The 25,511-nt window shown below is 65.6% G+C and carries 25 protein-coding genes; 21 read left to right on the plus strand and 4 right to left on the minus strand.

Annotation, left to right across the window (positions count from 1 at the left end):
• Nucleotides 1-20 precede the first annotated feature (20 nt).
• Entirely contained in the window at nt 21-422 is a 402-nt protein-coding gene (pilG, locus tag N7422_RS19120; RefSeq protein ID WP_279807989.1) for a twitching motility response regulator PilG, read from the minus strand.
• 185 nt (nt 423-607) lie between these two features.
• Here pilG and gshB point away from each other — a divergent pair, with 185 nt between their 5' ends.
• From gshB to N7422_RS19190, 14 genes are all read left to right on the plus strand, one after another.
• Nucleotides 608-1,561, plus strand: coding sequence for a glutathione synthase (gene gshB, locus N7422_RS19125; protein WP_279807991.1), 954 nt, complete (start codon nt 608-610; stop codon nt 1,559-1,561).
• Nucleotides 1,562-1,652: 91 nt separating this feature from the next.
• Entirely contained in the window at nt 1,653-2,552 is a 900-nt protein-coding gene (locus tag N7422_RS19130; RefSeq protein WP_279807992.1) for an energy transducer TonB, read from the plus strand.
• Between the two features lie 198 nt (nt 2,553-2,750).
• On the plus strand, nt 2,751-3,320 hold the full coding sequence (locus tag N7422_RS19135; RefSeq protein ID WP_279807993.1) for a YqgE/AlgH family protein: 570 nt from the start codon (nt 2,751-2,753) through the stop codon (nt 3,318-3,320).
• Nucleotides 3,320-3,745: a Holliday junction resolvase RuvX gene (ruvX, locus tag N7422_RS19140; RefSeq protein ID WP_028688357.1), complete on the plus strand. Its 426-nt coding sequence runs from the start codon at nt 3,320-3,322 to the stop codon at nt 3,743-3,745. Before N7422_RS19135 ends, ruvX begins: the two co-directional genes overlap by 1 nt.
• A 51-nt stretch (nt 3,746-3,796) precedes the next feature.
• Nucleotides 3,797-4,315, plus strand: coding sequence for a bifunctional pyr operon transcriptional regulator/uracil phosphoribosyltransferase PyrR (gene pyrR, locus N7422_RS19145; protein ID WP_279807994.1), 519 nt, complete (start codon nt 3,797-3,799; stop codon nt 4,313-4,315).
• Between the two features lie 12 nt (nt 4,316-4,327).
• Nucleotides 4,328-5,332, plus strand: coding sequence for an aspartate carbamoyltransferase catalytic subunit (locus N7422_RS19150; RefSeq protein WP_279807995.1), 1,005 nt, complete (start codon nt 4,328-4,330; stop codon nt 5,330-5,332).
• Complete coding sequence (locus N7422_RS19155; RefSeq protein ID WP_279807996.1) at nt 5,329-6,600, plus strand: dihydroorotase; 1,272 nt, start codon at nt 5,329-5,331, stop codon at nt 6,598-6,600. The genes N7422_RS19150 and N7422_RS19155 overlap by 4 nt, the downstream gene beginning before the upstream one ends.
• Before the next feature lie 244 nt (nt 6,601-6,844).
• Complete coding sequence (gene hslV, locus N7422_RS19160) at nt 6,845-7,375, plus strand: ATP-dependent protease subunit HslV (RefSeq protein ID WP_279807997.1); 531 nt, start codon at nt 6,845-6,847, stop codon at nt 7,373-7,375.
• 73 nt (nt 7,376-7,448) lie between these two features.
• Entirely contained in the window at nt 7,449-8,792 is a 1,344-nt protein-coding gene (hslU, locus tag N7422_RS19165; RefSeq protein ID WP_279807998.1) for an ATP-dependent protease ATPase subunit HslU, read from the plus strand.
• 171 nt (nt 8,793-8,963) lie between these two features.
• Nucleotides 8,964-9,341 carry a DUF971 domain-containing protein gene (locus tag N7422_RS19170; RefSeq protein ID WP_279807999.1) on the plus strand — a complete coding sequence of 126 codons (378 nt, stop codon included), beginning with the start codon at nt 8,964-8,966 and terminating at the stop codon, nt 9,339-9,341.
• 336 nt (nt 9,342-9,677) lie between these two features.
• Entirely contained in the window at nt 9,678-11,357 is a 1,680-nt protein-coding gene (gene phaC / locus N7422_RS19175; protein ID WP_279808000.1) for a class II poly(R)-hydroxyalkanoic acid synthase, read from the plus strand.
• Nucleotides 11,358-11,421: 64 nt separating this feature from the next.
• Nucleotides 11,422-12,273 carry a poly(3-hydroxyalkanoate) depolymerase gene (gene phaZ, locus N7422_RS19180; protein ID WP_279808001.1) on the plus strand — a complete coding sequence of 284 codons (852 nt, stop codon included), beginning with the start codon at nt 11,422-11,424 and terminating at the stop codon, nt 12,271-12,273.
• 116 nt (nt 12,274-12,389) lie between these two features.
• Nucleotides 12,390-14,072, plus strand: coding sequence for a class II poly(R)-hydroxyalkanoic acid synthase (gene phaC, locus N7422_RS19185; RefSeq protein WP_279808003.1), 1,683 nt, complete (start codon nt 12,390-12,392; stop codon nt 14,070-14,072).
• Between the two features lie 4 nt (nt 14,073-14,076).
• The gene (locus tag N7422_RS19190) at nt 14,077-14,691 is read left to right on the plus strand and encodes a TetR/AcrR family transcriptional regulator (protein WP_279808004.1); all 615 of its coding nucleotides are present in this window, start codon (nt 14,077-14,079) and stop codon (nt 14,689-14,691) included.
• An 85-nt stretch (nt 14,692-14,776) separates the two neighbouring features.
• On the opposite strand, the gene N7422_RS19195 is transcribed toward N7422_RS19190, so the two are convergent.
• Together N7422_RS19195 and N7422_RS19200 are read right to left on the minus strand one after the other, a co-directional pair.
• Nucleotides 14,777-15,523: a phasin family protein gene (locus tag N7422_RS19195; RefSeq protein WP_279808005.1), complete on the minus strand. Its 747-nt coding sequence runs from the start codon at nt 15,521-15,523 to the stop codon at nt 14,777-14,779.
• Between the two features lie 10 nt (nt 15,524-15,533).
• Nucleotides 15,534-15,953 carry a phasin family protein gene (locus tag N7422_RS19200; protein ID WP_279808006.1) on the minus strand — a complete coding sequence of 140 codons (420 nt, stop codon included), beginning with the start codon at nt 15,951-15,953 and terminating at the stop codon, nt 15,534-15,536.
• Nucleotides 15,954-16,136: 183 nt separating this feature from the next.
• Here N7422_RS19200 and N7422_RS19205 point away from each other — a divergent pair, with 183 nt between their 5' ends.
• Nucleotides 16,137-20,873, plus strand: a complete 4,737-nt coding sequence (locus N7422_RS19205; RefSeq protein ID WP_279808007.1) for a DUF6543 domain-containing protein — start codon at nt 16,137-16,139, stop codon at nt 20,871-20,873.
• A 1-nt stretch (nt 20,874) separates the two neighbouring features.
• Here the strand turns inward: N7422_RS19205 and N7422_RS19210 are convergent, their stop codons facing one another.
• On the minus strand, nt 20,875-21,150 hold the full coding sequence (locus tag N7422_RS19210; protein ID WP_279808008.1) for a polyhydroxyalkanoic acid system family protein: 276 nt from the start codon (nt 21,148-21,150) through the stop codon (nt 20,875-20,877).
• 125 nt (nt 21,151-21,275) lie between these two features.
• Between N7422_RS19210 and ubiE the strand changes: the two genes are divergently transcribed.
• From ubiE to N7422_RS19240, 6 genes are all read left to right on the plus strand, one after another.
• Nucleotides 21,276-22,046: a bifunctional demethylmenaquinone methyltransferase/2-methoxy-6-polyprenyl-1,4-benzoquinol methylase UbiE gene (gene ubiE / locus N7422_RS19215; RefSeq protein WP_279808009.1), complete on the plus strand. Its 771-nt coding sequence runs from the start codon at nt 21,276-21,278 to the stop codon at nt 22,044-22,046.
• Nucleotides 22,046-22,669: an SCP2 sterol-binding domain-containing protein gene (locus N7422_RS19220; RefSeq protein ID WP_279808010.1), complete on the plus strand. Its 624-nt coding sequence runs from the start codon at nt 22,046-22,048 to the stop codon at nt 22,667-22,669. The genes ubiE and N7422_RS19220 overlap by 1 nt, the downstream gene beginning before the upstream one ends.
• A complete protein-coding gene (gene ubiB, locus N7422_RS19225) occupies nt 22,666-24,279 on the plus strand; it encodes a ubiquinone biosynthesis regulatory protein kinase UbiB (RefSeq protein WP_279808012.1) in 1,614 nt (537 codons plus the stop codon). Before N7422_RS19220 ends, ubiB begins: the two co-directional genes overlap by 4 nt.
• Before the next feature lie 73 nt (nt 24,280-24,352).
• Nucleotides 24,353-24,745, plus strand: coding sequence for a phosphoribosyl-AMP cyclohydrolase (hisI, locus tag N7422_RS19230; RefSeq protein WP_023632585.1), 393 nt, complete (start codon nt 24,353-24,355; stop codon nt 24,743-24,745).
• A gap of 1 nt (nt 24,746) precedes the next feature.
• On the plus strand, nt 24,747-25,082 hold the full coding sequence (locus tag N7422_RS19235) for a phosphoribosyl-ATP diphosphatase (RefSeq protein ID WP_050707262.1): 336 nt from the start codon (nt 24,747-24,749) through the stop codon (nt 25,080-25,082).
• A 154-nt stretch (nt 25,083-25,236) separates the two neighbouring features.
• A complete protein-coding gene (locus N7422_RS19240; protein ID WP_279808013.1) occupies nt 25,237-25,509 on the plus strand; it encodes a twin-arginine translocase TatA/TatE family subunit in 273 nt (90 codons plus the stop codon).
• Nucleotides 25,510-25,511: the final 2 nt, after the last annotated feature.

A 25,511-nucleotide genomic window follows, 5' to 3' on the forward strand; every position in this document is an offset into this window, starting at 1 on the left:
CGCCGCCTTCGCCGGCGGCGTCAGGGTGCGTGTGGGTCCTGCGCGGCGAAGCCGGGCACATGGGCGCGGATCGCATCGAGCAGTTCTTCCTTGTTGAAGGGTTTGGTCAGGAACTGGTCGGAGCCGACCACCCGACCGCGAGCCTTGTCGAACAGGCCATCGCGCGATGAAAGCAGGATCACCGGGGTGTCCTTGAATTCGCTGTTGTGCTTGATCACCGCGCAGGTCTGGTAGCCGTCCAGGCGCGGCATGAGCACATCGACGAAGATGATCCGGGGTCTGTGATCGATGATCTTGGCGAGGGCGTCGAAACCGTCACTGGCGGTGATCACCTCGCAGCCCGCCTCGCCGAGCAACATCTGGGCGGTGCGGCGGATCGTGCGGGAGTCGTCGATCACCATCACCTTCAGGGGCTGTTCCATAGTTGCGCTTCTGCCTGGGAGCGAATTCGCCAAAAGGCCGTGCAGGCCATGTGCCTGGCCTTTTTAGCACACTCGCGATAGCCATTCCATCCGCCGGCCCCTTGACCGTGGGCGCGCCCGGCGCCACCCTGAGCCACTTTTCTTTCGTGCCATCGCGGCCACCCGCCGCCAAGAGGAATTACCCCATGAGCGTTCGCCTCGGGATTGTCATGGACCCCATCGCGTCCATCTCCTACAAAAAGGACAGCTCGCTGGCCATGTTGCTGGCCGCCCAGGCGCGCGGCTGGAGCCTGTTCTACATGGAGCAGCGCGATCTGTACCAGGGCCAGGGCAAGGCACGCGCGCGCATGCGCCCACTCAAGGTGTTCGCCGACCCGGCCCGCTGGTTCGAGCTGGGCGAGGAGCAGGACAGCCCCCTGGCCGAGCTGGACGTGATCCTCATGCGCAAGGACCCGCCCTTCGACATGGAGTTCGTCTACAGCACCTACCTGCTGGAGCAGGCCGAAGCCGAAGGCGTGCTGGTGGTCAACCGTCCGCAGAGCCTGCGCGACTGCAACGAGAAACTGTTCGCCACGCTGTTCCCGCAGTGCACGCCGCCCACCCTGGTCAGCCGTCGCCCGGACATCATTCGCCAATTCGCCGCCGAGCATGGCGACGTGATTCTCAAGCCACTGGATGGCATGGGCGGCACCTCGATCTTCCGTCACCGGGTCGGCGACCCCAACCTGTCGGTGATCCTCGAGACCCTTACCGCGCTGGGCGCCCAGCAGATCATGGCCCAGGCCTACCTGCCGGCTATCAAGGACGGCGACAAGCGCATCCTGATGATCGACGGCGACCCGGTGGACTACTGCCTGGCGCGCATCCCGGCCAGCGGCGAGACCCGCGGCAACCTGGCCGCCGGCGGCCGCGGCGAGGCCCGCCCGCTGAGCGAGCGCGACCGCTGGATCGCCAATCAGGTCGGCCCGACCCTGCGCGCGAAGGGCCTGCTGTTCGTGGGTCTGGACGTGATCGGCGACTACCTCACCGAAATCAACGTCACCAGCCCGACCTGCATCCGCGAGATCGACGCGGCCTACAACACCGACATCGGCGGACGATTGATGGATGCCATTGATCGCAAGCTGCAGGCGCGCTGACCGAGGACACGTGGCAACGCCGCGCAGTGGGGTATGATGCCGGTCCTTTACGACTGAGCCGCTGCCCTTGCGCGCGGTTGCTGGATACCCGATGACGCTGCCCGCCGACATCCCGCCCGACCTGCTGCCACCACGCGTTCGCCCGGTGGACCGGCTCGGCTTCACCCTGTTCCTGGCTGCCCTGGTGCACCTGGCACTGATCCTGGGTGTGGGCTTCAGCGTGGTCAAGCCAGCCGAAATCCGCCACACCATGGACATCACCCTGGCCACCTTCAAGAGCGAAAAAGCGCCCGAGAAGGCCGACTTCCAGGCCCAGGACAACCAGCAGGGCAGCGGTACCCTGGAGAAAAAGGCGGTGCCCAAGACCACCGAGGTGGCGCCTTTCCAGGACAGCAAGATCAACAAGATCACCCCGCCACCGGCCGCGCGACCGCAAACCCCACCGGCGCCGGCAAAATCGGTGGTCGCCACCCAGGCGCCGAAGCCACAGAAGGTCGAGCCCAGGCCAAAGGAAAGCAAGCCGCAGCCCAAGCCCGAGGCCAAGGTGCCGGACTTCGACAGCTCGCAGCTGTCCAGCCAGATCGCCAGCCTCGAGGCCGAGCTGTCCAACGAACAGCAGCTGTACGCCAAACGCCCGCGCATTCACCGTCTCAATGCCGCCTCGACCATGCGCGACAAAGGCGCCTGGTACAAGGAAGAGTGGCGCAAGAAGGTCGAGCGCATCGGCAACCTCAACTACCCCGAGGAAGCCCGGCGCCAACAGATGTATGGCAGCTTGCGCATGATGGTGTCGATCAACCGCGATGGTTCGCTGTTCGAGGTGCTGGTGCTGGAGTCGTCCGGGCAGCCGGTGCTGGACCAGGCGGCCCAGCGCATCGTCCGCCTGGCGGCGCCGTTCGCGCCGTTCACCGGGGACCTGGCCGAGTTCGACCGGCTGGAGATCATCCGCACCTGGCGCTTTGCCCGGGGCGACAAGCTGTCGAGCAACTAACGCAGGGCTTGCTTGCCCCCTGCAGGAGCGGCCTCGTGTCGCGAAAGGGCTGCGTAGCGGCCCCAGGGTCTTGGCCTCATGCAGAACTGCCGGGGCTGCGGTGCAGCCCTTTCGCGACACAAGGCCGCTCCTACAAGGGTCACCGACAGCCACTCGCGCACCTTGTCAGCCTCGCCACCTGGCGCCACACTATCGCTCATGAAAACCCTCGCCCCCAGCTACCTCAAGCACCAGTTCCTGATCGCCATGCCGCACATGGCCGATCCGAACTTTGCCCAGACCCTCACCTACATCGTCGAGCACAATGCCCACGGCGCCATGGGCCTGGTGGTCAACCGCCCGCAGGAGCTGAACCTGGCCGATATCCTCGAGCAGTTGCGACCGGACGAACAGCCACCGGCCAGCACCCTGCACGTGCCGATCTACCAGGGTGGCCCGGTGCAGACCGATCGTGGTTTCGTGCTGCACAGCGACGAATGCAGCTTCCAGGCCACGGTGGCGCTGGAAGGGCTGTCGCTGACCACCTCGCAGGACGTGCTGCTGGCCATCGCCGCCGGCGTGGGGCCGAAACAGAGCCTGATCACCCTCGGCTACGCCGGCTGGGAAGCCGGCCAGCTGGAAGCGGAGCTGGCCGACAACGCCTGGCTCAACTGTCCGTTCGACCCCGAGATCATCTTCGGCCTGGCCAGCGACCTGCGCCTGGATGCCGCCGCCGCCAGCCTGGGCATCAACCTCAGCCTGCTGACCAGCCAGGCAGGGCACGCCTGATGGCCGAACTGCGCCTGCTGCTGGGCTTCGACTACGGCACCCGGCAGATCGGCGTCGCCGTCGGCCAGGTGATCACCGGCCAGGCCCGCGAGCTGTGCACGCTCAAGGCGCAGAACGGCGTGCCGGACTGGAACCAGGTCGAGAAGCTGATCAAGGAATGGAAACCCGATGCCATCGTCGTCGGCCTGCCGCTGAACATGGACGGCACGCCCAGCGAGATGAGCGAGCGCGCCGAAAAGTTCGCCCGCCGCCTGCATGGCCGCTACAACCTGCCGGTGCACACCCACGACGAACGCCTGACCACTTTCGAAGCCAAGGGCGAACAGATGGCCCGAGGCGGGCGCCACGGCAGCTACCGCGACAACCCGGTCGACGCCATCGCCGCCGCCCTGCTGCTGCAAGGCTGGCTGGAGGCCAACACTTAAATCCGCTTTGCCGCCGGGCAGACCCGGCGCCCGCCTTTCGAGGAGCACGCAATGAGCCTACCCAATCCCGCCGACCTGATCCGGCAGATGGCCGTCGACCTTCGCGCCCACCTGGCCCGCCGCGGCATCACCGAGCCGCGCTTCATCGGCATTCGCACCGGCGGCGTGTGGGTGGCCCAGGCCCTGCAGGCCGAGCTCGGCGACCAAAGCCCGCTGGGCACCCTCGACGTCTCCTTCTACCGCGACGATTTCAGCCAGAACGGCCTGCACCCGCAGGTACGCCCCTCGGAGCTGCCGTTCGAGATCGAAGGCCAGCACCTGGTGCTGGTGGACGACGTGCTGATGAGCGGTCGCACCATCCGCGCCGCTCTCAACGAACTGTTCGACTACGGTCGCCCGGCCAGCGTGACGCTGGCGTGCCTGCTCGACCTGGATGCCGGCGAACTGCCGATCCGCCCGAACGTGCTTGGCGCCACCCTGTCCCTGGCCGCCCATGAACGGGTAAAATTGACCGGACCCACGCCGCTCGCCCTCGAGCGCCAGGACCTCGCCTCCGCATCCGCCCTTTAAGAGTCCCCCGCGATGACGCCATCCGACGCCAAGCGCCCGCTGCAGCTCAATGACCAGGGCCAGCTGCGCCACTTCCTCTCGCTCGACGGTTTGCCCCGCGAACTGCTCACCGAGATCCTCGACACCGCCGACTCGTTCCTCGAAGTCGGCGCCCGGGCCGTGAAGAAAGTCCCGTTGCTGCGCGGCAAGACCGTGTGCAACGTGTTCTTCGAGAACTCGACCCGTACCCGCACCACCTTCGAACTGGCGGCCCAGCGCCTGTCGGCCGACGTGATCAGCCTGAACGTGTCGACTTCCTCGACCAGCAAGGGCGAGACCCTGTTCGACACCCTGCGCAACCTGGAGGCCATGGCCGCCGACATGTTCGTCGTGCGTCACTCCGACTCCGGCGCCGCCCACTTCATCGCCGAGCACGTGTGCCCGGACGTGGCGGTGATCAACGGCGGCGATGGCCGCCACGCCCACCCGACCCAGGGCATGCTCGACATGCTGACCATCCGCCGTCACAAGGGCAGTTTCGAGAACCTGTCGGTGGCGATCGTCGGCGATATCCTGCACTCGCGCGTGGCCCGCTCCGACATGCTCGCGCTCAAGGCGCTGGGCTGCCCGGACATCCGCGTGATCGGCCCGAAAACCCTGATCCCGATCGGCATCGAGCAGTACGGGGTGAAGGTCTACACCGACCTGGCCGAAGGCCTCAAGGACGTCGACGTGGTGATCATGCTGCGCCTGCAGCGCGAGCGCATGGCCGGTGGCCTGCTGCCCAGCGAGGGCGAGTTCTACCGCCTGTTCGGCCTGACCACCGCGCGCCTGGCCGGGGCCAAGCCCGATGCCATCGTCATGCACCCGGGCCCGATCAACCGCGGCGTGGAGATCGAATCGGCGGTGGCCGACGGCCAGCATTCGGTGATCCTCAACCAGGTCACCTACGGCATCGCCGTGCGCATGGCCGTGCTGTCCATGGCCATGAGCGGACAGACCGCGCAACGTCAATTCGAGCAGGAGAACGCCCAGTGACCATCAGCATCATCGGCGCCCGGGTCATCGATCCTGCCAGCGGCCTGGACCGCATCACCGACCTGCACCTGGACGGCGGGCGCATTGCCGCCATCGGCGCGGCGCCGGCCGGCTTCAGCGCCAGCCGCACGATCCAGGCCGACGGCCTGGTCGCCGCCCCTGGCCTGGTCGACCTCGGCGTCTCGCTGCGCGAGCCGGGCTACAGCCGCAAGGGCAACATCGCCAGCGAAACCCGCGCTGCGGTCGCCGGCGGCGTCACCAGCCTGTGCTGCCCGCCGCAGACCAAGCCGGTGCTGGACACCTCGGCGGTGGCCGAGCTGATCCTCGACCGCGCCCGCGAAGCCGCCAACAGCAAGGTCTACCCGATCGGCGCCCTGACCAAGGGCCTGGAAGGCGAGCAACTGGCCGAGCTGGTGGCCCTGCGTGACACCGGTTGCGTGGCATTCGGCAACGGCCTCAAGGAAATCCCCAACAACCGTACCCTGGCCCGCGCGCTGGAGTACGCCGCCACCTTCGACCTGACCGTGGTGTTCCACTCCCAGGACCGCGACCTGTCGCAAGGCGGCCTGGCCCACGAAGGCCCCATGGCCAGTTTCCTCGGCTTGCCCGGCATCCCGGAAACCGCCGAGACCGTGGCCCTGGCGCGCAACCTGCTGCTGGTCGAACAGACCGGCGTGCGCGCCCATTTCAGCCAGATCACCAGCGCCCGTGGCGCCCGGCTGATCGCCCAGGCCCAGCAGCTGGGTCTGCCGGTCACCGCCGACGTGGCGCTGTACCAGCTGATCCTCACCGACGAGGCCCTGCGCGACTTCTCCAGCCTGTACCACGTGCAGCCGCCGCTGCGCACCGCGGCCGACCGCGACGGCCTGCGTGAGGCGGTGAAGTCCGGGGTGATCCAGGCGATCTGCAGCCACCATCAGCCCCATGAGCGCGACGCCAAGCTGGCGCCGTTCGGCGCCACCGAGCCGGGTATCAGCAGCGTCGAGCTGCTGCTGCCGCTGGCCATGACCCTGGTGGAAGACGGCCTGCTCGACCTGCCGACGCTGCTGGCACGCCTGAGCAGTGGTCCGGCCCAGGCCATGCGCCTGCCGGCGGGCGAGTTGAAGGTGGGCGGCGCGGCGGATCTGCTGCTGTTCGACCCTCAAGCCTCCACCGTGGCGGGCGAGCAGTGGTTCTCCCGTGGCGAGAACTGCCCGTTCATCGGCCACTGCCTGCCGGGTGCAGTGCGTTATACCTTGGTCGACGGGCACGTCTGCCACGAGGCCTGAGTATCGCTGTGGGAGCGGCCTTGTGTCGCGAAAGGGCCGCAAAGCGGCCCCAGCAATCCATGCATGATGTCGAGGTTGTGGGGCTGCTGCGCAGCCCTTTCGCGACGCAAGGCCGCTCCCACACTGTTCACCTTTCGCCTTGAAGCTGCAGCAACCATTCATCTCCCCCGGTTGAAATCCTTCCCCCCTCCCCCCATATGACTCTCCATCAGGCATTTTCGCCCCGCTGCGTGGAGACTCTCCCTTGACTACCATCGTTTCTGTCCGCCGTAACGGCAAAGTCGTCATGGGCGGCGACGGCCAGGTTTCCCTCGGCAACACCGTGATGAAAGGCAACGCCAAAAAAGTCCGTCGCCTGTACAACGGCCAGGTCATCGCCGGCTTCGCCGGTGCCACCGCCGACGCCTTCACGCTGTTCGAGCGCTTTGAAGCCCAGCTGCAGAAACACTCCGGCCACCTGGTGCGCGCCGCCGTCGAGCTGGCCAAGGAATGGCGTACCGACCGTACCCTGAGCCGCCTGGAGGCCATGCTGGCCGTGGCCAACAAGGATGCCTCGCTGATCATCACCGGCAATGGCGACGTGGTCGAACCCGAGGATGGCCTGATCGCCATGGGTTCCGGCGGCGCCTACGCCCAGGCCGCGGCCCGCGCGCTGCTGAACAAGACCGACCTCTCGGCCCGCGAAATCGCCGAGACCGCCCTGAACATCGCCGGTGACATCTGCGTGTTCACCAACCACAACCTGACCATCGAGGAGCAGGACCTGGCCGACTGATCAGTTGTTTTGGCGTCCCGCTCGTAGCGGGACTTTTCCACACTGACAGCTCTGCTCGAGGACCGTATTCACCATGTCCATGACCCCCCGCGAGATCGTCCACGAACTCAACCGCCACATCATCGGCCAGGACGACGCCAAGCGCGCCGTCGCCATCGCCCTGCGCAACCGCTGGCGGCGCATGCAGCTGCCCGCCGAGCTGCGTGCCGAAGTCACCCCCAAGAACATCCTGATGATCGGCCCCACCGGCGTGGGCAAGACCGAAATCGCCCGCCGCCTGGCCAAGCTGGCCAACGCGCCGTTCATCAAGGTCGAAGCGACCAAGTTCACCGAAGTCGGCTACGTTGGCCGTGACGTCGAGTCGATCATCCGCGACCTGGCCGACGCCGCGCTGAAGATGCTGCGCGAGCAGGAGATCGTCCGCGTGCGCCACCGTGCCGAGGACGCCGCCGAAGACCGCATCCTCGACGCCCTGCTGCCGCAGGCGCGGGTCAGCAGTTTCAGCGAGGAAGCCCAGCAGTCCAGCGGCGACTCCAACACCCGCCAGCTGTTCCGCAAGCGCCTGCGCGAAGGCCAGCTGGACGACAAGGAAATCGAGATCGAAGTCGCCGAGAACATGGGCGTCGAGATCGCCGCGCCGCCTGGCATGGAAGAGATGACCAACCAGCTGCAGAGCCTGTTCGCCAACATGGGCAAGGGCAAGCGCAAGGCGCGCAAGCTGAAGGTCAAGGACGCCCTGAAGATGATCCGCGATGAAGAGGCCGGCCGCCTGGTCAACGAGGAAGAGCTCAAGGCCAAGGCCCTGGAAGCGGTCGAGCAGCACGGCATCGTGTTCATCGACGAGATCGACAAGGTGGCCAAGCGTGGCAACGTTGGCGGCGCCGATGTGTCCCGCGAAGGCGTGCAGCGCGACCTGCTGCCGCTGATCGAAGGCTGCACCGTCAACACCAAGCTGGGCATGGTCAAGACCGACCACATCCTGTTCATCGCCTCCGGCGCGTTCCACCTGAGCAAGCCAAGCGACCTGGTACCCGAGCTGCAGGGTCGCCTGCCGATCCGCGTCGAGCTCAAGGCCCTGACCCCGGAAGATTTCGAGCGCATCCTGAAAGAACCGCATGCGTCGCTGACCGAACAGTACCGCGAACTGCTCAAGACCGAAGGCCTGCACATCGAGTTCGCCGACGAAGGCCTCAAGCGCCTGGCCGAAATCGCGTTCCAGGTCAACGAGAAGACCGAGAACATCGGTGCCCGTCGCCTGCACACCCTGCTCGAGCGCCTGCTCGAAGAGGTGTCGTTCAGCGCCGGCGACCTGGCCAGCACCCATGACGAGAAGCCGATCCACATCGACGCGGCGTACGTGAACAGCCACCTCGGTGAGCTGGCGCAGAACGAAGACCTGTCGCGCTACATCCTGTAAGACCGCAGGGGCCGCTGCGCGGCCCTATCGCGACACAAGGCCGCTCCTACAGAAGATCGCGTTTCCCTGTAGGAGCGGCCTTGTGTCGCGATTGGGCTGCGCAGCAGCCCCCTTGCACAATGCCAGGAATCACTCGAAGCTTGCAGCTTGAAGCCAAAGAGAGATTCGCCCATGGCCCGCCTGCCCACCGCCATCAATCTGCACAAAGCCTCCAAGACCCTCACCCTCACCTACGCCCCCGACGAGGTCTACCACCTGCCCGCCGAGTTCCTGCGGGTGCACTCTCCCTCCGCCGAGGTCCAGGGCCATGGCAACCCCATCCTGCAATTCGGCAAGATCAACGTTGGCCTCAGCGGCCTGGAACCGGCCGGTCAGTACGCACTGAAACTGACCTTCGACGACGGCCATGACTCCGGATTGTTCACCTGGGAGTACCTCGAGCAGCTGTGCCTGCGCCAGGAACAGCTGTGGGCCGAGTACCTCGACGAACTGCACAAGGCCGGCAAATCCCGCGACCCGTCCGAATCCGTCGTGAAACTGATGCTCTAGCTCAAGGCCTCCAGGCTTTAGAGCGCATTTTCTAATCCCATCTGCTTGAATGCGTGAATGGCCGCCAAAGACTGGCTGTCTTGCGCATTACATGAAAGTCGGGTAACCAATGGAGCTGGCAAGTTCCCTGCATCGCCCTCGTGGCAGGCAGGGCCAGGCCGGTATGTAGAGGTCGCGAGCGAAAGCAGGTTGTCTTCACACGCAGAAACCCCCGCAGCTCATCATCGACACGCATCCGGTCGCAGCACCGCTGTTCCTTATCACTGGTCACCCGAGTAGCAGTACCGGGCTGTCACAGCACACCGGTACTCGTCTCAGGACAACGGAGCGTCGTAGATGAGTAACAAGAACAACGATGAGTTGCAGCGGCAGGCCTCGGAAAACACCCTGGGGCTGAACCCGGTCATCGGCATTCGCCGCAAGGACCTGCTGACCTCGGCGCGCACGGTATTGCGCCAGGCTATTCGCCAGCCGTTGCACAGCGCCAAGCACGTGGCGCATTTCGGCCTGGAACTGAAGAACGTGCTGCTGGGCAAGTCGGCCCTGCAGCCCGAAGGCGACGACCGTCGCTTCAGCGACCCGGCGTGGAGCAAGAACCCGCTGTATCGCCGCTACCTGCAGACCTACCTGGCCTGGCGCAAGGAGCTCAACGACTGGATCGCCGAGAGCGACCTGTCGCCGCAGGACATCAGCCGCGGGCAGTTCGTCATCAACCTGATGACCGAGGCCATGGCCCCCACCAACACCCTCTCCAACCCCGCCGCGGTCAAGCGCTTCTTCGAGACCGGCGGCAAGAGCCTGCTCGATGGCCTGTCCAACCTGGCCAAGGACATGGTCAACAACGGTGGCATGCCCAGCCAGGTGAACATGGAGGCCTTCGAGGTCGGCAAGAACCTGGGCACCAGCGAAGGCTCGGTGGTGTACCGCAACGATGTGCTGGAGCTGATCCAGTACCGCCCGATCACCGAACAGGTGCACAGCCGCCCGCTGCTGGTGGTGCCGCCGCAGATCAACAAGTTCTATGTCTTCGACCTGAGTCCGGAGAAGAGCCTGGCGCGCTTCTGCCTGCGCTCGCAGCAGCAGACCTTCATCGTCAGCTGGCGCAACCCGACCAAGGCCCAGCGCGAGTGGGGGCTGTCGACCTACATCGATGCGCTCAAGGAGGCGGTCGACGCGGTGCTGGCGATCACCGGCAGCAAGGATCTGAACATGCTCGGCGCCTGCTCCGGCGGCATCACCTGCACCGCGCTGGTGGGCCATTACGCCGCGCTCGGCGAAAAGAAGGTCAACGCCCTCACCCTGCTGGTGAGCGTGCTCGATACCACGGTCGATACCCAGGTCGCCCTGTTCGTCGACGAGCAGACCCTCGAAGCCGCCAAGCGCCACTCCTACCAGGCCGGCGTGCTAGAGGGCAGCGACATGGCCAAGGTGTTCGCCTGGATGCGCCCCAACGACCTGATCTGGAACTACTGGGTCAACAACTACCTGCTCGGCAATGAGCCACCGGTGTTCGACATCCTGTTCTGGAACAACGACACCACCCGGCTGCCGGCCGCCTTCCACGGCGACCTGATCGAGATGTTCAAGAACAACCCGCTGACACGCTCCGAAGCACTGGAGGTATGCGGCACCGCCATCGACCTGAAGAAAGTCGACTGCGACATCTACAGCGTCGCCGGCACCGCCGACCACATCACCCCGTGGCAATCGTGCTACCGCTCGGCGCACCTGTTCGGCGGCAAGATCGAATTCGTGCTGTCCAACAGCGGACACATCCAGAGCATCCTCAACCCGCCGGGCAACCCCAAGGCACGCTTCATGACCGGCGAGGACCGCCCGGACGATCCGGTGGCCTGGCAGGACAACGCGATCAAGCATGCCGACTCCTGGTGGCTGCACTGGCAGACCTGGCTGGGCGAACGGGCCGGCGCGTTGAAGAAGGCCCCGACGCGCCTGGGCAATCGCGCCTACGCCGCCGGCGAGGCCGCACCTGGCACCTACGTTCACGAGCGTTGAGCAGAACCGCCGCGACGCCTCCGCAGGAACGGCGCGGCGCTACTTTCACCACAGAGTCACGCGCATGCCGCAACCGTACATCTTCAGGACCGTCGAGCTGGACAACCAGTCCATCCGCACCGCGGTCCGCCCGGGCAAGCCTCACCTGACGCCGCTGCTGATCTTCAACGGCATCGGCGCCAACCTGGAGCTGGTGTTCCCGTTCATCGAGGCGCTGGACCCGGACCTGGAGGTCATCGCCTTCGACGTGCCCGGGGTCGGCGGCTCGTCGACGCCACGCCACCCCTACCGCTTCCCCGGCCTGGCCAAGCTCACCGCGCGCATGCTCGACTACCTGGACTACGGCCAGGTCAATGTCATCGGCGTGTCCTGGGGCGGTGCACTGGCACAGCAGTTCGCCTACGACTACCCGGAACGCTGCAAGAAACTGGTGCTGGCCGCCACCGCCGCGGGCGCGGTGATGGTGCCGGGCAAGCCCAAGGTACTGTGGATGATGGCCAGCCCGCGGCGCTACGTGCAGCCGTCCCATGTGATCCGCATCGCCCCGCTGATCTACGGCGGCGGCTTTCGCCGCGATCCGGACCTGGCCATGCACCATGCCTCGAAGGTGCGCTCCGGCGGCAAGTTGGGCTACTACTGGCAGCTGTTCGCCGGGCTCGGCTGGACCAGCATCCACTGGCTGCACAAGATCCAGCAGCCGACCCTGGTACTGGCCGGCGACGACGATCCGCTGATTCCGCTGATCAACATGCGCCTGCTGGCCTGGCGAATTCCCAATGCCCAGCTACACATAATCGACGATGGCCACCTGTTCCTGATCACCCGGGCCGAGGCCGTCGCCCCGATCATCATGAAATTCCTCCAGCAAGAGCGCCAGCGCGCGGTCATGCACCCACGGCCCGCTTCGGGCACCTGACGCTATTTGCCTTCGCGGGCAAGCCCGCTTCCACGGTGGACAGCGTTGAACCCTGTGGGAGCGGGCCTGCCCGCGAAGAGGACTCCGCGCAAATGGAACGACGAGGGAGTGTTGCCATGAAGGACAAACCGGAAAAAGGGAAGGCTTCGCCCCCGGTCACCAGCATGAATGTGCAGAACGCCATCACCGGCCTGCGCGGTCGCGATCTCATATCGACCCTGCGCCAGGTTGGCCGGATCGGGTTGCGCAACCCGCTGCACACCGCGCACCACCTGCTGAGCCTGGGGGGCCAGCTGGGCCGTGTGCTGATCGGCGACAGCCCCTTTCAACCGCACCCGCGCGATGCCCGCTTCAGTGATCCGACCTGGAGCCAGAACCCGCTCTACCGCCGTGGCCTGCAAGCCTACCTGGCCTGGCAGAAACAGACCCGCCTGTGGATCGAGGAAAGCAGCCTGGCCGACGACGACCGCGCCCGGGCGCAGTTTCTGTTCAATCTGGTCAGTGACGCCCTGGCCCCCAGCAACTCGCTGCTCAACCCGCTGGCGGTCAAGGAGCTGCTCAACACCGGTGGCCTGAGCCTGCTGCGCGGCGCCAGCCACCTGCTCGACGACCTGCGCCACAACGACGGCTTGCCACGCCAGGTGGACGAACGGGCCTTCGAGGTCGGTGGCAACCTCGCCGCCACCGCTGGTGCGGTGGTGTTTCGCAACGAGCTGCTGGAGTTGATCCAGTACAAGCCCATGAGCGAGAAACAGTACGCCCGGCCGCTGCTGGTGGTGCCACCGCAAATCAACAAGTTCTACATCTTCGACCTGAGCCCGACCAACAGCTTTGTCCAGTACATGCTCAAGCAGGGCCTGCAGGTGTTCATGGTCAGCTGGCGCAACCCCGATCCGCGTCACCGTGAATGGGGGCTGTCCAGCTATGTGCAAGCCCTGGAAGAAGCGCTCAACGCCTGCCGCAGCATCAGCGGCAGCCGCGACCCCAACCTGATGGGGGCCTGCGCCGGCGGCCTGACCATGGCTGCGCTGCAGGGCCACCTGCAGGCGAAAAAGCAGCTGCGCAAGGTGCGCAGCGCCACCTACCTGGTGAGCCTGCTCGACAGCCAGTTCGACAGCCCGGCCAGCCTGTTCGCCGACGAGCAGACCGTCGAGGCGGCGAAGCGCCGCTCCTACCAGCGCGGCGTGCTGGATGGCGGCGAGGTGGCGCGGATCTTCGCCTGGATGCGCCCCAACGACCTGATCTGGAACTACTGGGTCAACAACTACCTGATGGGCAGGACGCCACCGGCCTTCGACATCCTCTACTGGAACGCCGACAGTACCCGTCTGCCAGCGGCCCTGCACGGCGACCTGCTGGACTTCTTCAAGCTCAACCCGCTGACCTTCCCTGAAGGGCTTGAGGTGTGCGGCACGCCGATCGACCTCAGGCAGGTCGGGCTGGACAGCTTCACCGTGGCCGGCAGCAACGACCACATCACCCCCTGGGACGCGGTATACCGCTCGACGCTGCTGCTCGGTGGCGATCGGCGTTTCATCCTGGCCAACAGCGGCCACATCCAGAGCATCATCAACCCGCCCGGCAACCCCAAGTCCTATTACCTGGAAAACCCCAAGCTCTCCAGCGACCCACGGGCCTGGTTCCACGACGCCCAGCGCCGCGACGGCAGCTGGTGGCCACTGTGGATGGAGTGGATCGGCCAGCGCTCCGGCACGCTCAAGCCATCACGCGACGAGCTGGGCAACGCCACCTATCCAGCGCTGGGCCCCGCGCCGGGCAGCTACGTGCTGGCGCGCTGAGCGAATGAAGACCCGTGACCGCATCCTTGAGTGCGCCCTGCAGCTGTTCAACCGCCAGGGCGAGCCGAACGTCTCGACCCTGGAGATCGCCAACGAACTGGGGATCAGCCCAGGCAACCTGTATTACCACTTCCACGGCAAGGAGCCGCTGGTCATTGGCCTGTTCGAGCGGTTCGAAGAAGAACTGATGCCGCTGCTCGATCCGCCGCTGGACGTGCGCCTGGACGCCGAGGACTACTGGCTGTTCCTGCACCTGATCGTCGAGCGCATGGCCCAGTACCGCTTCCTGTTCCAGGACCTGTCCAACCTCACCGGGCGTCTGCCCAAGCTGGCGCGGGGCATGCGCAGCCTGATCAACGCGCTCAAGCGCACCCTCGCCGCGCTGCTGGCCAGCCTCAAGGGCCAGGGGCAGGTGACCAGCGAGACCCAGGCGCTGGGACAACTGGTGGAACAGATCACGCTGACGCTGATGTGTTCGCTGGACTACCAGCGAGTGCTGGGGCGCGAAGGCGACGTGGGAGTGGTGGTGTATCAGGTGATGATGCTGGTGGCGCCGCACTTGCAGGCACCGGCGCGCAAGGCGGCGGAACAGCTGGCGATGAGGTATCTGGAAGGCTGAAGCAATCACGGGGCAAGCCCGCCCCCACGAGGTCTGTGCAGACTTCGTGGGAGCGGGCTTGCCCCGCGATCAGAGCGACGCGGTATCAGGCCTGGGTGGCCGGATTGAGCGGTGCCGACGGGGTGCTGCTGGCCGGGGCTGCGCTCGGTGCCGGCGCTGCGCTGGCTGCTGGTGCTGCCGGCTTGGCCGCCGCCGGTTTGGCCGGGGCTTTCTTCACAGCAGGTTTTTTCGCCGCAGCAGGCTTGGCGGCGGGTTTGGCCGCCACAGGTTTCGCGGCAGGCCTGGCTGCCGGTTTGGCCGCCGCGGTTTTCGCCGCAGGCTTGGCCGCAGGTTTTGCCGCCGCGGTCTTGGCTACCGGCTTCGCTGCCGCCTTGGCCAGGGGCTTGGCCGCCGTCTTGCTCGCGCTGGCCTTGGAGATCGGCGTGACCGAAGCGCCGGTCAGTTTCTCGATCTGCTTGGTCAGCGAGTCGACCTGCTGGTGCAGGGCCTTGATCTCATTGCGGCTGGGCACACCCAGGCGCGAGATGGCGCTGTTCAGGCGCTTGTCGAAGGCTTCCTCGAGCTCGCTCCACTTGCCCAATGCGCGTTCCTTGACGTCCGACACTCGCGAGGTGGTCGCCGACTTGGCGCTGTCGGTGGCCGAGTCGACGCTCTTCTTCGCCTGCTTCTCGGCCTTTTCACCATCCTTCACCAGCGAATCGAACAGCTTCGGACCATCCTGGTCGATCTTGGAGTAGATACCCAGGCCCGCCAGCCAGATCTTGCGGGAATACTTCTCGACCCCGCCGATCCAGGAGCTGCTTTCTTTCTCGGTGTTCTTCTTGCCAGCCATCCTGCTCTCCTTATGGTTTGTGCGCGACGCGCTCGAGCAGCTCGTGCAGCTGTTCAAGCTTGATGGACAACGCCTCAACGTCATGTTTAGACGGAATGCCGAGGCGATTCAAGGCGCGACCGACGCGTGCATCGAAGGCTTGCTCGATTTTGTCCAGCTGGACCTCGACCTTGCCACGCACGCGGGTCACTTCGCGGCTGGCATCGTCGATCTGGCTGTTGGCGGCGTCGAGCTCCTTGTCGAGACGTTTCTTGCCACGTTTCTCGACGCCTTCGCCGGCCTTGACCAGCTCCTTCAGGTACTCCGAACCTTCCTGGCCGACACGGGCGTAGGCACCCAGCCCCGCCAGCCAGATCTTGCGCGCGTAACCGCGCACCTCACCCAGGGAGCCCTGGGTCTCGTCCTTTTTCTTCACGTTTACTTTGGCCATGTTCTGTACCTCATGCTCATGAGTGGAGGGAGGAACCGCCCATGGAGGTTGGGCTTGGCTACACGTTAGAGGCAGAAATTAGAATTCTCACCCTAAGGTCGCGGCATTGCGCTATCTACCGCCACCAGAGCATTCGGCTGCCTCAGCATGCTGGCCCCCACGATTGACTGGAGCGCCAGCGCCATGCCCGCCACATCCGCTGTACATCCCCTATCGTTCAGAAGCCTTGTCAGCACCCGCTTTCGCAACCGGCCCACGCTGCGCCAGGTTCTGGCCAAGGCAGCGTTCGAGACCTTGGCCGACCACTATCCCTGGATCCGGGTGAATCACCCTCAACTGCACTCCCTGGAAGCATTCACCGTCATCCATGCGCCGGATCCGCAAGGAAACGCCCAGCACACGGCGCTGCTGGACGACCTGCTCGAACGGTTCCTGACCGACCGCAACATGGCACTGGCGGCCTCGGACCATCTGAGCGTCGCCCCGCCGCAGGTCTTCCGGCCTCAGCCGCGCAGCACCAAGCGCCAGGAAGTCAACCTCGACATGCCAACCGTGAACACGATCTTCGACAGGTTGCTGGACACCCTGACGGGCACCTTCCAGCAAGCGCAGATCAGTTTCTGGAATGGCAGCGAGGGCGACTCGGACGTGCCGCGCCTGCGCTGGATGGAGCAAGTCCTCAAGGCCGCCCTGCTCAGCGCCATCGAACGTCAAGGCCTGGACGAAACCGGCAAGGACGCCTTGTACGCGCTGGTCAACGGTACCGACGACACCCTCGTCATCCATGGCATGCAGGTCACGCTTGGTCAGCAGGACACCCTTGACGACCTGATGCTGCCCGACCTGCTGATCACCGGACAACGCGGCGCACCTGTGCTCTGGAGCAAGCCGTCCGGCACCGTGCGCAGCTACCCCGACTTGCCGGCATTCGCCAACGCCCTGCGCGACGAGCTGGCGGACCGTTACGATTTCGATGCGATGACCTGGGCCTGCAAACCGCTGGACGGGGATGCATTCAGCTATCAGGCCAACCAGTTGCTCAACCTCATGCTCGATGACATCGGCCGCTTGCAGCTGCGGGCGATCGACAAGGTCAGCGATCTCCAGGCCCTGTTCGGCATACTGAGCGATCCAGGGCTGGCGTTCCCCGGCCATGCCGGGATCGTGCGCCAACCACTGGACATTCCGTTGCCGAGCTGGCTGGCCACAGCCTCGACGCAAGACCGCTTTCAGTACCACACGGCATTGCTGGAGCTATCCGCCAGCCAGGCACTGTCCCGCGGCGCGACATCGCTGGACGGCATCGAGGACCTTCGCCAGTACGCCGCCCGACGCCTACGCGAGCAGATGCAGGCGGACCACCCGGACAAGCTCCAGCATGATCCTGGGCAGCTGATCATCACGGTTGCCCAGCGGGTGCAGACTTCCTCCCTGGGGCCTGTGCGGCTCGACTATCTGAAAACACTGACGCTGACCGACCTTGCCATTTCCCGCCTGCAATCCACCGAGCAGGAAGTGGCCACCACGGTGGCGGACGTCAGCAAGCCGATCGACGCCCGCTGGATGAATCTTGACTATGTGGCGGCCCTGATCGACCGGGTGGATGTCGGCGGCCAGTACCCCCTTTACGTCGACCGGCAATTGCACGACTCGGCTCGGCAGGCCGCCCGCCTCGTGCGGTTTACCACCGAGTGGCACAACAGCCTGTTGCTCAGCGCCCTGCGCGCCAAGATCGAAGGCCAACTCGACGAACGTGCCTGGCAGGTGCTCGCCGACTTCTGCCGCGGTAGAGAGGACGATTCGCCCCGCGTGAGCATGGCCCCCCTGGCGTTTCGCTGCGCCCCAGGCGCGTCGACGGCCAACCAGGCACACTGCATGTTCGTGATCCGGGTGCATGCCCCACGCACCTGGATTCTGTACCGTCCCCTGATCGGCAACGGCGCGGTGAAGGCATTCGCCAGCCAGGACCAACTGATGGCCAGCATCCGCGCCAAGGGCGAGGTGCAGGACAGCGTCCTCGCCTGGTTGGACGACGATGCCCGCCCCATCTACGAAAACGATGGCTTCACCCGCCCGCACCTGCACCGTCACCTGTCGGAGTTGGCGCATCTGGTGGGGGCGGGATCGGCACTGAGCGACTCGTTGCTGCGGCAGTTGCAAGACCCCGTCACGATCGACTTCAGCGCCTGGACGGGCGATCTGGACGATCAGGTGCTGAAGGCCAAGGCCAAGGCCATGGTGCTGCTGGCTTCGCGGCAGAGCGTGTCCAACGCCCAGCAGCGCTGGGCGCTGATCATGCAGTGCGCATGGCTGGCCTTCAACACACTGACGCCATTGCTGCCAGGGCCGGTAGGCACAGTGGCCTGGCTGATCGCGACCCTGACCACCCTGCAGGACGACCTGTCCAGCCTGACCGAAGGCACTACCGCACAGAGAGCACTGGCCGGTAGCGACCTGCTGATCAACCTCGCCATGCTGCTGGTCCACGGCAGCGCCCCCAGCACCACTGGCATACGCCTGGGCGACGACCTCCGTCCGCGCTTCCACGGCCCGGCGCCCCGCGAGACCGGTGCCCCGGGAGCCGCCGTGAAGCCCGAGACCAGAGCCTGGAAAAACACCGTCGATGCGCGACGAAGCGAGGCGATCGCGATCACCCGCTGGCATGGCAACCAGCGCCTGGGCAACCTGCCCCCCGAACAGCTCGAGGCGCTGAACCCGCTGCGCGCGCGAATCAGCCTGGTCGATCATGTCGCCGTGGCAGCAGGTCGCTTGCGCGGCCTCTACAAGGTCGGCGAGCACTGCTACGTGAAGCTGCAGGGCCATCCCTACGAGATCGAGGAGACCTGGGGCGGCATTCGCATCATCGGCCCCGAGGAAAGCCGGGGCCAATGGGCCGACCAGTGGGGTGGCAATTGGGACGGCTACTACATTCCCGGCCGCGAACGGAAACGAGGCCCCTGGATCACTCGCTGGAACGGCGAATGGATGCTCGACCTGAACCTCGCCGGCGGCATGCCGAGAACCCTCGAAGCCACGCGTGAGGACAACAGGAAAGCATTCGACGCGCTGAGGAAGGAAACGCGCGATATCGATGAGCAGTTGAAGAAGAACGAAACCCTGGCCCGTCGATACCTGGAGCAGACCAAGGACTACGACGCCATGGCAAAGGCCTTCAACCAGGCATTGGCACGTCACCCCGGCGCCGGCCCCGACAATCTGCCGGACGACCTGCGTGGCCAGCTGCAGGCACTGCGCGACCTGCGCAGCAGGAGCCGGACCGGGTTGTACATGCTGTCCCTGACCTACGAGAAGCTGTCCAGCCTGCTGACGTCGCAAGTGAGGCTGTATGCGCAACTGAGTGAGCCGCGCTTCACCCGCTTCGATCGGAAGAACGTCTCCACCTATGCCCATGGCGTGTGGTGGGAGCAACTGATAGAGACTGATCTGCACCTGTTCCACAATCTGCTCGACCTGACCGACTACCAGGTGCTCAAGGAGCAATCGACACGGCTCGCGTCGCTGCCCGTCGGCCAGGAGCAGGCCACCCTGTTCAGGGAATATCGTTCGAATCTGGAGGCCGCGCTGGCCACCCACAAACGCATGCTGACAACCAGCCGCCGCCTGGATGAGAGCCTGAGCACCGTGCTCAACGACGCGAAGATCCAGTTCAAGAACAAAAAGGCCCGACTGGACGAAATCATCGCCCAGCGTCAGTACTCCATTGTCATCGTCCACGCCCAGGTCATCAGCGATATCAGCCAGCTGGTGATCGCGCGGGACCTGCTGACCCAGGACAACCACGATCAATTGCTGCACCTGTTGGCCGACTTGCGCAACAGAGACTTCCACGAAGCCTTGCTGAGCCATGACAGCCTGATCGAAGCCGATCTGCCGCTTGACCAACAGGCCGAGATCCTGGCCACGGCGTTACGCGAGTACGAGATATCGATTGGCAAAGCCAGCTATCTGCTGTCCCTCGCAGACACGGAGCCCGCGCTGGACAGGGCCTGGGTGAACGACTACATCGGGGCGCTGAGCGACTTGAAGTCACTGGCCGAGAGCGAACTGAGCAACTGCCTGCGCGACAGCGACCAAGGGGTTGCGCCGCCGGCCAGGCCGATGACGCACCGGGCACGCCCCGCCAAGCCCCGGCTGATTCGCACGAACCGTGGCCGGGCGGTCCTTGCCGACGAGGAGCCGGGCAGCCGCCGTGCCGTGCAGAACGATCCGCTGACCCATGCCGCATTCCACTACGAACAGCGTGGCGACCATTGGCAAGACGTCGCCGGGGCGGCTGTCACGGCCACCCGCAGCAACGCCGACCTGCGGCGCACCGGCCGGCGCCTGCTGGCCCAGAAGGATGAGCGGATCGCGCTGGCGAAACGCTATGCGAATGAGCCCAACAGCCTGGCAGACCTGATGGACTGGCAGATCGAGGACATGAGTGGCATCTCGCAGAAGCTGAACACCGGTACTGCGGCCGACAAGACGCTGGCAAGCCAACTGGATACCGCCGTGCAGGAGATGCAAGAGGAGAAGCGCCGCATGCTCACCGATGCCTATTTCAATACCCGACACCCCGACAGCACGGCCCTGGGTTTCCTGGTGCGCGAAAACCAGGTCGAGGTGATGGCCATCACCGTGCGCAAACGCCTCAAGGCCAATGATTACCTGGACGTCTACAGCATCACCCGCAAGGCCCCCAGGCAGAAGCTCTGGGAGGCTCATTTCCACTACAGCAGCGCCCAGGCGGCCCCACGCGCGTTCGCCAAGGGGCACCTGAAGTTCTGGGAACCGCGTGCGATGAGCCGGGCCGAGCAGTTGGAACGCTCGACCACTGCCAGGGAGCGGATCAGCATCTACCGCGGCGACCTGCGCCTCGCGCAGATCGAGGGGCTGATCCCGTTCCCGGCGTCCTGACTCAGGCCAGCGCCTTGTCCAGCGCCCGCTCGATCTCGCCCTTGATGCTGGCGCTCATCATCGACAGCATCATGCCCAGCTTCAGCTCGACGCGAATGATGTCCTCGCCGATGTGCACGCTGCCATTGGCGCCGCTGCGCGACACGTCGACGCGGTCGCCGTTCCAGCTGGCCTTGAGGTCGTATTCGCGAGTCAGCCTGTCCACCAGCACCTCGGCCTTGGCGCGGGCGGCCTCGCGGCCGAGGGTGTGTTTGCGTTCGACGCTGATCTGGGTCATGCGGGTGATCCTGGATATGAAGACAATGGCAGCATTATGCCCCCGCCCGCCCGACGGCACACCCCGCCAAGACAAATCCGCCCGTTGCCCCTAGAATGGCCGTAATTTTTTTCTGGTGAAGCGATATGACCGACCAGCGCAAAGGCGACCACGCCGAACCCACCACCCACTTCGGCTACCAGGACGTGCCGGAAAGCCAGAAGGCGAAGAAAGTCGCCGAGGTCTTCCACTCCGTGGCCGCCAAGTACGACCTGATGAACGACGTGCTCTCCGGCGGCATGCACCGCCTGTGGAAGCGCTTCACCATCGAGCTGTCCGGGGTGCGCAGCGGCAACCGGGTGCTGGACATCGCCGGCGGCACCGGTGACCTGGCCGCCAAGTTCTCCCGGCTGGTCGGCCCGACCGGCCAGGTGGTACTGGCCGACATCAACGACTCGATGCTCAAGGTCGGCCGCGACCGCCTGCTCGACCGCGGCGTGGCCGGCAATATCGAGTTCGTCCAGGCCGACGCCGAGAAGCTGCCATTCCCGGACAACCACTTCGACTGCGTGACCATCGCCTTCGGCCTGCGCAACGTGACCCACAAGGACGAAGCCATCCGCTCCATGCTGCGGGTGCTCAAGCCCGGTGGCCGCCTGTTGATCCTCGAGTTCTCCAAGCCGACCAGCAAGCTGATGTCCAAGGCCTACGACGCCTACTCGTTCGCCTTCATGCCGCTGGCCGGCAAGCTGATCACCAACGACGCCGACAGCTACCGCTATCTGGCCGAGTCGATCCGCATGCACCCCGACCAGGAAACCCTGAAGAGCATGATGGTCGAGGCCGGCTTCGACCGCGTCACCTACCACAACATGACCAGCGGCATCGTCGCCGTGCACCGGGGGATCAAACCCTGATGCTCCTGGCCGGCCTGCTCGCCAGCGTCGAACACGGGCTCAACCGTGTCCTGCGCCTGGACAGCACCGCCCTGCCGCGCCTGGCGGCGCTGGAGGGCAGGGTGATCGAGATCGACTGCGTGCAGCCGGCCCTGAAGCTGTTCGCGCTGCCCGACGAACAAGGCCTGATGCTCGCCGCCCACTGGGAGGGCGAGGTCGACTGTACCCTGCGCGCACCCGCCGGGCGCCTCGCGCAGCTGGCCCTGGCCAGGGACAAGACCGCCGTGCTGCACAGCCCGCAGGTCGAGCTGCATGGCGACAGCGCCGTGCTGCTCGACCTGTTCGGCGTGCTGCAGGACCTGGAACTGGACTGGGAGTACGAGCTGCAGCGCTGGCTGGGCCCGGTGCCGACCGCGCTGATCGCCGGCCACGTGCGCCTGCGCGCGCGCTGGACCCGGCAAGGCCTGGCCCGCTTCAGCCAGAACCTCTCCGAATACCTGGCCGAGGAGTCCCGCACCCTGGTCGGCAAACGTGAAGCCGAAGCGGCGTTCAGCGAGCTCGATGCCCTGAAAGTCGATATCGAACGCCTTGAGGCGCGCCTGCGCCGCCTCGCCCACACTCTTGATACCAGCGATAACGCATGAAGCTGCTCGCCGTCCGCCGTCTGTTGCGCATCCAGCGCGTCGTGATCCGCTATCGCCTCGACGACCTGCTCTTCGATCAACCCCTGCTGCCCTGGTGGCTGGCCAGCCTGCGCCTGCTGATGCCCTGGCGCTGGCTGCCGCGCAAGCCCTCGCAGCTGAGCCGTGGCGCGCGCCTGCGCCTGGCGTTGCAGGACCTGGGGCCGATCTTCATCAAGTTCGGCCAATTGCTGTCCACCCGCCGCGACCTGTTGCCTACCGACATCGCCGACGAGCTGATGCTGCTGCAGGACCGCGTGCCGCCGTTCGACCCGCAGAAGGCCGTGGCGCTGATCGAGGAACAGCTTGGCGCCAAGGTCGGCGAGGTGTTCAGCCGCTTCGACGTCGAGCCGCTGGCGTCGGCCTCCGTGGCCCAGGTCCACGCCGCACGCCTCAAGAGCGGCGAGGAAGTGGTGGTCAAGGTGGTGCGTCCGGGCCTCAAGCCGGTAATCGCCCAGGATCTGGCCTGGCTGTTCCTGATCGCCAAGGCCGCCGAGCGCGCCTCCGCCGATGCCCGCCGCCTGCACCCGGTGGAAATCGTCGGCGACTACGAGAAGACCATCTACGACGAGCTCGACCTGCTGCGCGAGGCGGCCAACGCCAGCCAGCTGCGGCGCAACTTCGAAGGCTCGGAGCTGATGTACGTGCCGCAGGTGTACTGGGACTTGTGCCGACCCAAGGTGCTGGTGATGGAGCGCATCTACGGCGTGCCGGTCACCGACATGGCCACCCTGGCCGACCAGCGCACCGACATGAAGCTGCTGGCCGAGCGCGGCGTCGAAGTGTTCTTCACCCAGGTATTCCGTGACAGCTTCTTCCACGCCGACATGCACCCAGGCAACATCTTCGTCAGCACGGTCAAGCCGTGGAGCCCGCAGTACATCGCCATCGACTGCGGCATCGTCGGCAGCCTCACGTCCGAGGACCAGGACTACCTGGCGCGCAACCTGATCGCCTTCTTCAAGCGCGACTACCGCCGCGTGGCCCAGTTGCACATCGATTCGGGCTGGGTGCCGGCCCAGACCAAGGTCAACGAGTTCGAAGCGGCGATCCGCACCGTGTGCGAACCGATCTTCGAGAAACCACTCAAGGACATCTCCTTCGGCCAGGTGCTGATGCGCCTGTTCCAGACTGCCCGGCGCTTCAACATGGAGGTCCAGCCGCAGCTGGTGCTGCTGCAGAAGACCCTGCTCAACATCGAAGGCCTGGGCCGCCAGCTCTACCCCGACCTGGACCTGTGGAGCACCGCCAAGCCGTTTCTCGAGCGCTGGATGCGCGAACGCATGAGCCCGAAGGCGGTGATCGGCAACCTGTACAGCCAGGCCGAGCAGTTGCCACACCTGGCCGACATGACCCGCGACCTGCTCGAGCGCCTGTCGCAACCGCACCTGCATGACCCGCAATTGCCCGAACGGCGCCGTGCCGGCGACAACTGGGCGCTGCGCCTGCTCGGCGCCGGCCTGTTCGGCGGCGGCGCCACCCTGGCGGCCGGCGCCGTCAGCCTCAGCGCCCCGGCCGCCTGGCCGGCCTGGCTGATGCTTGCCGCCGGCCTGTACCTGATCGTGCGCCGATAGCCAGCCGCGCTGCCGGCTGGCACACTAGCGCACAGGGGCCCGGTACAGGAGCGGGCCCGGTTTGGAGTCGACGATGAAAGACTGGCTGGACGAGATCAAGTGGAACAGCGATGGCCTGGTACCGGCCATCGCCCAGGACCACAAGACCGGGCGCGTGCTGATGATGGCCTGGATGAACCGTGAATCCCTCGCCCTGACCGCCGCCGAGCATCGCGCCATCTACTGGTCGCGCTCGCGGGGCAAGCTGTGGCGCAAGGGCGAAGAGTCGGGCCATGTGCAGAAACTGCATGAAATGCGCCTGGACTGCGACGCCGACGTGATCATCCTCATGGTCGAGCAGCTGGGCCATATCGCCTGCCATACCGGCCGCGAAAGCTGCTTCTATCGCGTCTTCGAAGACGGCCAATGGAAAATCGTCGACCCGGTCCTCAAGGATCCGGACGCCATCTACAGCGCGGGACACTGACATGAGCGACACCCTGAACCGCCTCGCCGAGGTGCTGGAAGAGCGCAAGCACGCGGCGCCGGACAGCAGCTACGTGGCCAGCCTGTATCACAAGGGCCTGAACAAGATCCTCGAGAAGCTCGGCGAAGAGTCCATCGAGACCATCATCGCCGCCAAGGATGCCGCCGCCAGCAAGGATTACAGCGATGTCATCTATGAGACCGCGGACCTGTGGTTTCATAGCCTGGTCATGCTCAGCGCGCTGGGCCAGCATCCACAGGCGGTGCTCGACGAGCTGGAGCGTCGGTTCGGGCTTTCCGGGCATGACGAGAAGGCTGCGCGCCAGCCTTCTGCCTGAAGATTGCCGGGGGCGCGTTGCGCCCCTTTCGCGACGCAAGGCCGCTCCTACAGGCGCCCGCATCGCCTGACAGATTCGCGATACCCTGTGGCGAAAAGGCTGCGCAGCAGCCCCAGGGCCCGATAGACCGACACACATTTTTCAGGAGTACGAAATGGGCATTTTTGACTGGAAACACTGGATCGTCCTGCTGGTCGTCGTGGTGCTGGTGTTCGGCACCAAGAAGCTGAAGAACTTCGGCAGCGACCTGGGCGAATCGATCAAGGGCTTCCGCAAGGCGATGAACGAGGAAGAATCCAAGCCGGCCGAGCAGACCCCTCCGCCCGCCCAGCCCGTGCCGCCGGTACAGAACACCGCACAGCCGAACCAGGGCCACACCATCGAGGGCCAGGCCCAGCCGGTCCAAGAGCCGCAGCGGAAAGACTGACC

The sequence above is a fragment of the Pseudomonas sp. GD04091 genome (assembly GCF_029836165.1).
In the GTDB taxonomy this organism is placed as follows: domain Bacteria; phylum Pseudomonadota; class Gammaproteobacteria; order Pseudomonadales; family Pseudomonadaceae; genus Aquipseudomonas.

Excerpts from the sequence above, each read along its gene's own strand:
- pilG (WP_279807989.1), bottom strand. The coding sequence starts at position 422 with ATGGAACAGCCCCTGAAGGTGATGGTGATCGACGACTCCCGCACGATC.
- gshB (WP_279807991.1), top strand. The coding sequence starts at position 608 with ATGAGCGTTCGCCTCGGGATTGTCATGGACCCCATCGCGTCCATCTCC.
- N7422_RS19130 (WP_279807992.1), top strand. The coding sequence starts at position 1,653 with ATGACGCTGCCCGCCGACATCCCGCCCGACCTGCTGCCACCACGCGTT.
- N7422_RS19135 (WP_279807993.1), top strand. The coding sequence starts at position 2,751 with ATGAAAACCCTCGCCCCCAGCTACCTCAAGCACCAGTTCCTGATCGCC.
- ruvX (WP_028688357.1), top strand. The coding sequence starts at position 3,320 with ATGGCCGAACTGCGCCTGCTGCTGGGCTTCGACTACGGCACCCGGCAG.
- pyrR (WP_279807994.1), top strand. The coding sequence starts at position 3,797 with ATGAGCCTACCCAATCCCGCCGACCTGATCCGGCAGATGGCCGTCGAC.
- N7422_RS19150 (WP_279807995.1), top strand. The coding sequence starts at position 4,328 with ATGACGCCATCCGACGCCAAGCGCCCGCTGCAGCTCAATGACCAGGGC.
- hslU (WP_279807998.1), top strand. The coding sequence starts at position 7,449 with ATGTCCATGACCCCCCGCGAGATCGTCCACGAACTCAACCGCCACATC.
- N7422_RS19170 (WP_279807999.1), top strand. The coding sequence starts at position 8,964 with ATGGCCCGCCTGCCCACCGCCATCAATCTGCACAAAGCCTCCAAGACC.
- phaC (WP_279808000.1), top strand. The coding sequence starts at position 9,678 with ATGAGTAACAAGAACAACGATGAGTTGCAGCGGCAGGCCTCGGAAAAC.
- phaZ (WP_279808001.1), top strand. The coding sequence starts at position 11,422 with ATGCCGCAACCGTACATCTTCAGGACCGTCGAGCTGGACAACCAGTCC.
- phaC (WP_279808003.1), top strand. The coding sequence starts at position 12,390 with ATGAAGGACAAACCGGAAAAAGGGAAGGCTTCGCCCCCGGTCACCAGC.
- N7422_RS19190 (WP_279808004.1), top strand. The coding sequence starts at position 14,077 with ATGAAGACCCGTGACCGCATCCTTGAGTGCGCCCTGCAGCTGTTCAAC.
- N7422_RS19195 (WP_279808005.1), bottom strand. The coding sequence starts at position 15,523 with ATGGCTGGCAAGAAGAACACCGAGAAAGAAAGCAGCTCCTGGATCGGC.
- N7422_RS19200 (WP_279808006.1), bottom strand. The coding sequence starts at position 15,953 with ATGGCCAAAGTAAACGTGAAGAAAAAGGACGAGACCCAGGGCTCCCTG.
- N7422_RS19205 (WP_279808007.1), top strand. The coding sequence starts at position 16,137 with ATGCCCGCCACATCCGCTGTACATCCCCTATCGTTCAGAAGCCTTGTC.
- N7422_RS19210 (WP_279808008.1), bottom strand. The coding sequence starts at position 21,150 with ATGACCCAGATCAGCGTCGAACGCAAACACACCCTCGGCCGCGAGGCC.
- ubiE (WP_279808009.1), top strand. The coding sequence starts at position 21,276 with ATGACCGACCAGCGCAAAGGCGACCACGCCGAACCCACCACCCACTTC.
- N7422_RS19220 (WP_279808010.1), top strand. The coding sequence starts at position 22,046 with ATGCTCCTGGCCGGCCTGCTCGCCAGCGTCGAACACGGGCTCAACCGT.
- ubiB (WP_279808012.1), top strand. The coding sequence starts at position 22,666 with ATGAAGCTGCTCGCCGTCCGCCGTCTGTTGCGCATCCAGCGCGTCGTG.
- hisI (WP_023632585.1), top strand. The coding sequence starts at position 24,353 with ATGAAAGACTGGCTGGACGAGATCAAGTGGAACAGCGATGGCCTGGTA.
- N7422_RS19235 (WP_050707262.1), top strand. The coding sequence starts at position 24,747 with ATGAGCGACACCCTGAACCGCCTCGCCGAGGTGCTGGAAGAGCGCAAG.
- N7422_RS19240 (WP_279808013.1), top strand. The coding sequence starts at position 25,237 with ATGGGCATTTTTGACTGGAAACACTGGATCGTCCTGCTGGTCGTCGTG.